4 protein-coding genes and 1 pseudogene are annotated in these 4,175 nt (G+C 63.6%); 3 read left to right on the top strand and 2 right to left on the bottom strand.

Annotated elements, in window-relative coordinates; all coding sequences use genetic code 11:
• Positions 1 to 791, bottom strand: a pseudogene (locus BN1233_RS46430) (class I poly(R)-hydroxyalkanoic acid synthase); the annotation flags it as partial.
• 380 nt (positions 792 to 1,171) lie between these two features.
• Between BN1233_RS46430 and BN1233_RS39525 the strand changes: the two are divergent.
• From BN1233_RS39525 to BN1233_RS39515, 3 genes are all read left to right on the top strand, one after another.
• Positions 1,172 to 1,411 (top strand): DUF6489 family protein, encoded by a 240-nt coding sequence (locus BN1233_RS39525; protein WP_046869162.1) that lies wholly within the window; start codon positions 1,172 to 1,174, stop codon positions 1,409 to 1,411.
• Between the two features lie 251 nt (positions 1,412 to 1,662).
• Entirely contained in the window at positions 1,663 to 2,421 is a 759-nt protein-coding gene (locus BN1233_RS39520) for a DUF72 domain-containing protein (RefSeq protein WP_046869161.1), read from the top strand.
• Between the two features lie 632 nt (positions 2,422 to 3,053).
• A complete protein-coding gene (locus BN1233_RS39515; RefSeq protein WP_046869160.1) occupies positions 3,054 to 3,329 on the top strand; it encodes a hypothetical protein in 276 nt (91 codons plus the stop codon).
• Between the two features lie 195 nt (positions 3,330 to 3,524).
• Here the strand turns inward: BN1233_RS39515 and BN1233_RS39510 are convergent, their stop codons facing one another.
• Positions 3,525 to 3,827: an HU family DNA-binding protein gene (locus BN1233_RS39510; protein ID WP_046869159.1), complete on the bottom strand. Its 303-nt coding sequence runs from the start codon at positions 3,825 to 3,827 to the stop codon at positions 3,525 to 3,527.
• Between the last annotated feature and the right edge of the window lie 348 nt (positions 3,828 to 4,175).

Here is a 4,175-nt window from a genome sequence, read left to right as displayed (position 1 = left end):
TCCGCGTCGACCATGCTGAGGCGCCCCGCATGGAGATCGGCCACGAGGTTGCGGGCACCCGCCGCGACACTGGCGCCGCCGGTCTCGATCGCCTTGTGAAGGGCGGTCGGGTTGGACAGCAGGATCAGGGAGGGGCTCATCGCATCCACGAACTGGCGCAGGTGAAAGTTGATGCGCTGCCGCTCGGCCTCGTCCATGTCGGTCGCGTCGCCTTGCTCCAACAGCCAGTCCGAGGCGAGCAGATAGACCTCCTTGAGAGTGCGGTAGACGGGGTTCGTGTGCCACTCGGGTGCGGCGAACCGCTTGTCAGCTGTGGCGACAGCCGGCCCTTTCGCCGAAGCCAGGTCCGCAACGCCCAGCCAGCGCTGACCGGCTTCCTGCCAGACATTGAGCGCCGCGCGCCACACGTCCTGGTTCAGGTCGACCGCGGCTCGGGCGGCCTTGGGCTTTCCCAGTGAGCGCAGCCAAACAACGCGCAGAGCGCGGGCGATTTCGGCCCAGTCGACGGGCACGACCTCGCGCAGGGGATTGGCGTTCCACATCTGGTCGATCGTGCGGAGCGTCGGATCCTGCGACAGGCTCTCCTGGAACTGCTTGATCCCACCATCGACCATGCTCGCAGCAGGATTATCGGGTGTCATCTCCCACCACGACCGACCGGGACCCACGGAGGTCGGCGCTGCGGCGGAGATCTGGTCCATCCAGGAGGCCCACAGGCCCAGCATGACGTCTGGTCCAGGCACAGCGCTGCCGGTCTGCGGCTGAACCTTGTCCGTATCCTTGCCTGTCATGCGCTTCCTCCAAGGTGGCACTTACGTTCTGATCGGGTTGCTCTCTCAGGGCGCCATCCTGCTCCGCTATCCAGCCGCGGGATGGGAACAGAGACAGTCAACCGAACTGCTACTGCCCCCGCTTTCCAGGACGCGAACGCATAGCCACAAGGCAACGCGCGAACGTCTCGATTAGCCTCAGCCGTTGTATGGCCGAGCTTGCTCCCAGCTTCCGACAAAACCGCACCGGCTTTGCGGCTCGGGCCGGGCGAGCGCCAAGCGCGCTGTGTGGCCTTCCTGCTTGGGATTTCTGTGATGCGCCACTGGCCCATAGCCGGGGCGTTCGCAATTGACCTCGTCACGGGCGAGGCTCAGGTGATCTCAGGTGAAGGAGTTGTGAGATGAAGGTGACAGTGAACATTGACTGCACGCCTGAGGAGGCGCGGGCCTTCCTGGGACTCCCGGACCTGAGACCCATGCAGGAGCGCCTCATGCAGGAGCTGGAGGAGCGCCTGGCAGCCAACATCCGGGCCATGGATCCTGAAGCGATGCTCAGGACCTGGCTGCCCGCGACCCTCAAAGGCTTCGAGCAGCTCCAAGAAATCCTCATGGCTCAACTGACAGGAGCGAAGCGAGAGTGAGGCGACGCAGCCACAGCTGGAGCGGCTCGCGTCCCAGAAGTTCCATTGCCTGATTGCGATCGGGACTGCGTTTAGAGCCATGGTCCCACTCCCGGTCGAGGACGTCGCGCCGGCAGCCGCGCATACCTCCGTCAACTCGCCCAAGACGGTCGTGGCGTAACAATTCCATCGACGCGATCGTCACTCCAACCATGCCGACGCAGAACGTCATTTACCTCAACGTCCAATACCTCACCGGCTCGAGCGACTGAATGGCTGCTGTCCTCCCATCTGCCCGCGTCCGGATCGGCACGGCAGGGTGGAGCATTCCGAAGGAACGTTCGGCTCCGTTTCGGGTCCGGGGATCGCACCTGGAGCGCTATGGCGCTGTCTTCAACGCGGTCGAGATCAACTCCTCGTTTTACCGGGCGCACCAGACGGCAACATACGAGCGCTGGACCGCGTCGGTCCCGGAGGATTTCCGGTTTGCCGTCAAGATCCCGAAGGCCAACACCCATGAGCGTCGACTGAAGGACGCGGGCGAGCTACTGGATCGCTTCCTTTCGGAGATTAGTGGTCTTCTGGGACCCAAGCTCGGTCCGCTGCTGGTCCAGCTGCTTCCAAGCCTGGGCTTCGTGGAGGGAGTGGCCGATCATTTCCTCGCTGAGCTCCGGCAGCGGTTCGCGGGAGGGATCGTCTGCGAGCCCCGCCACGCATCCTGGTTTACGTCGGGGGTCGACAGCCTGTTGGACGAACACAAGATCACTCGCGTAGCGGCGGATCCGGCACCCATTGTGGGAGCAGGCGAGCCGGGCGGCTGGCGGAGGTTGTCCTATTACAGGCTGCACGGAGCGCCGCGCATCTACTACTCCCCCTACGAAGCGGAGGCTCTCACTCGGATTGCGGAGCGGCTCGCTCGCGACACGGCCACGGGGGTCGAGACCTGGTGCATCTTCGACAACACCGCAACCTCTGTTGCGGCTGCCAACGCTCTCACGACCAAGGCGTTGGCTCAAGCCAGGCGCCAGTAGGGTGCTCTCCGGCGGAGACGCGATCTGTCCGACGAGGCCTCGCTGGTGGTGCCGAACGGCTCCTTCACCTCACGGGAGCGAACCCGCGGATCCGGGCGTCTCTAGCCAGCAAGGATACCTCGTTAGATCTCACGCGGGACGTATCCCGGCGAGGGCACTTCCATCGGAGACGGGACCGGCGCTCCGTCAGGACCGATCCCGGGAGTTCCGGAAGATGGAATGTTCAGGGGCTCGCTGATGCCGGGAATGCCGGATGGCCGTCGACATCCTGTGACAGGCGCAAGCAGACATTTTCGGCCCCTTTTCCCAGAGAGCCTCAAGTCTAAAGTATAAAGTGTCAGTCTACACAACGGCAAAGGTCGTTCTAGATGTCGCGTGTGGGCGGATCACCACGAGGGCGCTCTGTGTTTTTACAACGCGCGCCTTCTGCGCACCACGCGGGGTGGCGCCTGTTTGGAGTTCGAGGTTCGGAGCACGAGTTCGCCCGAAGGTGTATCGGCCGGCGTCGAGCATGGATGACGCCGCAGACCGTCACGATTGCGGCGCCGCTGGTGGGCCTTCGCGTTGAGCAACAATCGCCAGATGACGGGCTAACGCGTCGTCCGGCGTTTCAACCAGGTTCGGGGGCGTCAATGGGCGAACAAACCCAGGAGCAGGACAGCATCGTCAACTTCCCGCGATCAGTGGAAGGTGCGCCGGCCGACGAGAACGCTGCGCAGATCATCGACCTCCTGCAGGAGCATCTGCGCCTCGCACGCGAAGGCCGATTGCGCTCGATCGCGGTGGTGTCGGTGTCGGCGGATGGGGCAGCCATCGGGACGCAGTGGTCGTGCGCCTATGGCGACAGCGCAAGCCTGATCGGCAAGCTCACCGTTCTGGTACATGACCTAATGGCTGAGCGGAGATAGCAGATCAACCGGCGACCTTCTGACCCGCGTGGATGGCGGAAGCAGGCTTGCGTCCCGCTACGCACAGCGCCCGTACGCTTAACGGTTACGATGGGCAGATTGCTAGGGCTGATCAAGGCTGGACGCATCGCCGGAAGCGAGGCGTTCTCCAAAACCGAGGTCAGCTCCTCCGAGCCGCGGGCCATGAGGGCACGATCAAGCGGCCTTCTTGCGTGGGCGCCGCTTGGGGTTGAGGCTCTCCTTCAGGGCCTTGGCGGCCTCGAACTTGAGCACCTTGCGGGCCGGGATCTTCACGGTCTCGCCGGTTTGGGGATTGCGGCCCGTGCGGGCCCTACGCTCGACCACCTTGAACCGACCAAAGCCGAAGAGCGCGACCTCTTCGCCGGAGTTGACGGCCACCATGATCTTCTCGAACACGCGATCAACCAGATCGCGGGCATAGGTTTTCGTCAGCTCGAACTCTTCGGCCACGGATTCGATCAGGTCATTCTTGTTCATGAGAGGCCTCATAGGGTGGAACAGCCGGGCCACACGCGAAATCGAATCCGCACGTCTGGAGCCGGGTGAGAATTCCCAGCACCGACACGGGTTTTCCGTCTGCGTAGCCCGAAATTCCAGTATTCTCGGGCTAAATTGGTTCATGAATGGTTTCGATGTCGGCGCCGTGCGCATCGGCAGCAAGCGGCGCTCTCCTTCCTGCAACCCTCTCCGGGACGAGCGGCCGTCAAGGGTGGACGAAGGCTTGCGAAAGGATGGCGTTGATCACAGCGGCGGAGAGGCTCGGATCGAGGAAAGCCCAACCGGACTGCTGGGCACTCTGCGGCTCGTGCGTTGTGCCGTGACCCG

It is taken from the genome of Microvirga massiliensis, assembly GCF_001006805.1.
Taxonomy (GTDB): Bacteria; Pseudomonadota; Alphaproteobacteria; order Rhizobiales; family Beijerinckiaceae; genus Microvirga; species Microvirga massiliensis.
Note: the sequence above shows the minus strand (reverse complement) of the source record. Positions and strands in the feature narration are given on the sequence as shown.